This is a genomic window from Bradyrhizobium sp. Ses1, assembly GCF_059512365.1.
The window spans coordinates 1-2,486 of record NZ_JCAMOQ010000149.1; the positions used below are offsets into that span (position 1 = coordinate 1).

2 protein-coding genes are annotated in these 2,486 nt (G+C 59.5%); both read right to left on the bottom strand.

What is annotated here, in order from left to right:
• Positions 1 to 1,616: 1,616 nt before the first annotated feature.
• Positions 1,617 to 1,808 carry a CsbD family protein gene (locus AC5ZG5_RS46000; RefSeq protein ID WP_130228987.1) on the bottom strand — a complete coding sequence of 64 codons (192 nt, stop codon included), beginning with the start codon at positions 1,806 to 1,808 and terminating at the stop codon, positions 1,617 to 1,619.
• A gap of 371 nt (positions 1,809 to 2,179) precedes the next feature.
• On the bottom strand, positions 2,180 to 2,486 hold a 307-nt coding region (locus AC5ZG5_RS46005), incomplete at its 5' end, for a group II intron maturase-specific domain-containing protein (protein ID WP_496165558.1).

Consider the following 2,486-nt stretch of genomic DNA (forward strand, 5'->3'; position numbering starts at 1 on the left):
GATTCGTAGGCATCGGGACCGCCTCGAGAACCTTAGGGTTACTTCCGGGGGCCGAACTTCGGGCCGAGGTAATGTGCGGGAGAAAGGGCCCCGCTCTCGATAAAGATATCACTGCTGCGCTACGTCGGATATGGCCGAGTACCTGACGTGTTTGCAATCGCAGCAATCCTCGGCCTCGGCCTAGGGGCGTGAAGGCCACCATCCTACAATGTCGGGCCTTCCACAGACCGCCGACATGGCGGCTCTGCTGCGTTGTCGGCTTAGGGTCCAAAAAGCGTGGGCGTAGCGCCCGCTCAGAACTTCCGGCCTCTCCCTGCGACCGGACGTGTGGCGCTACCGCGTCGGCGGCAGCGATGGGCCATGTGTGGACGGCTCCTGTTGGCAACGAGAATCTTCACTTTCCGGCTTTGGTCGGAGCGGCCACGTGTTCGGCCTGTTTGCGCGGTTCACATACCGCTGGCCATAATGCCCTCCGCGGATCAGGTCCCGATCAAAAGCACGCATTCGTGGATGCCGTGGCCCATGTGGGTTGTCCTGATCGCCGGATCGATCGGCGCTGCATTAAGTGCTGTTCGCCCCTCCAACCGTTACGTCACGCCGCAATATCCGGCGCGATCCCTTTACGCCGCAAGTGCGGCGGGCTCGCCAAGCCGATCATGTCCGTCGTGAGCTTGCGAGAGCACCCCAATCCGTCTCGCACGCCGCAAGAAAGAAGCCGACCCGTTCGCGCACGCAGCCGGACAGCTCCGTCTTGAGGTCCTTCGGGCTCTCCCCGAGGAGCGATCGGAACAGCATCGGGAGCAGGACGAGATCCAGGAACCTGCGCAGCGTCCCCTTTGCGTCGATCTGCCACGAGCGCTGCAACGTCCGATGTGGAAGGTAGACCGGACTACGTCGAGCTCCTTTATAAGCCTAGGGTTTGACGTCGCGGGTTGAGACGCGGTTCAAAGCAATGCGCGACAGGGGCGGCTAAACTCAGACCGTTGAAGTGCACTTCCGTTAATGGCCCTAAAGGCGACATACCTCGCCCAGCCTCCAGTCGCATCCGTCGGTTTCCCGAGCCGTTCATCTACCAATGTTAAAAATGTGAATGGCCTGATTTCGAATTAACTAGAGCAACTGTTTGTATGGTGAAACGTCGGGACCATCTGGCCCCATCGGCGAAGTGGCAATGGCCCTCGTCGAGGTCCCGCTTGGCGTGGCATGGCCGACAAGATTTGCTCACGCTGAGTTCTTCAGACTTTGCCCCAAACGTACGTTCGGCCGGCCATTGCTGAGCTCCACCGAAATAACCAAGACAGTCTTTCTCCATGCATCGAAACCAGATGCGCGGTCTGGCGTTGGGATCAATGGACGATGATGATTTGCAAGCCCGCAGTGAACAAGCTCTCGTCGTAGTAACCCTCAGTACGGCAACGCTGATCGCATGCGTTACCCTTTTCGTATCTCAATTGTAAGGCCGCCGCAGTTAGCGGCGTCTTTCGTTTGGAATGCCACCTCCTGCCCCGAAAAGGGCATAGCGGCACGTCCAAGCTCTTCGTCACTCAGCCCGACCGCCCTGTGGCAAAAGAAAAGGCCGCCCGGAGGCGGCTAGGCCTTGGTCTTCCCTCTTGTGCTTATTTTTTGAGGGCGCCAGCGGCGTCCCGCGCTGCATCCTTCACATCTCCGGCCGCGTTGTGTGCGGATCCCTTCGCCTTGTCGATCTTGCCTTCGGTTTCCATCTCCTTGTCGCCAGTGAGCTTACCGGCACCTTCTCTGATGGCGCCTTTTGCCTTGTCGGCAGCGCCCTTCACATGTTCGCGATCCATGGTGGTGTTCCTTTTGCTGTGCGGAAGACCAGCACAACGAACGAGTTACGCAGTGGTTCCTCGGAGAACAAGCACGGGTCCGGCCCTGCACACGAAGACTTCTGAATTTGGCCCTTGGCTGCCATCGCGAACGCGAGGAGTAGGTCAGCTACCGGGTCGAAAGCGGTCCAAAATGTGCTGGTCCGCCAATTCCGAATCTGGTGGAGTCGAGATGTGGCGCGGTGGCTTTAGGCTACACATATCTGTTCCCGCCCCTTTCGTCTGGCGGTGCCTTAGTGGTGTAGCCGTGACTCCGTTTCCACATCCCGCTCGTCGAACCGGACAGGCAGATCTCCCGCATCCGGCTCTCGGACAAGACCTCACGCCTTCGCTCACGGCCGGTCGCGGCCAAGCGCGGTTAGACGTACGAGCCCAAAGTGCCCGTAAAGGTGCGAGAGTGGATAGGTCCCGCCCTTGTATCGCCTGACCTTGTGCTTGAGGCGCAACCGCACAGCGGTGTAGTTGTCGATCGCCCGATACGCTTTGGTGACGGTGCCTACATTGAAGTAGTTCGCCCATCCGCGCAGCGTGCGGTTCAACTTCGCCACCAACTCTGTGGTGTCTAACCCGGTTCGAGCCGTCAGCGCATGAAGGGTTTCCACCATGCGCTTGATGCTTTTCTTCGATGGCCGGTACCCC

Bases quoted from the DNA above. Each gene is read 5' to 3' on its own strand.
- AC5ZG5_RS46000 (WP_130228987.1), bottom strand. From the start codon at position 1,808: ATGGATCGCGAACATGTGAAGGGCGCTGCCGACAAGGCAAAAGGCGCC.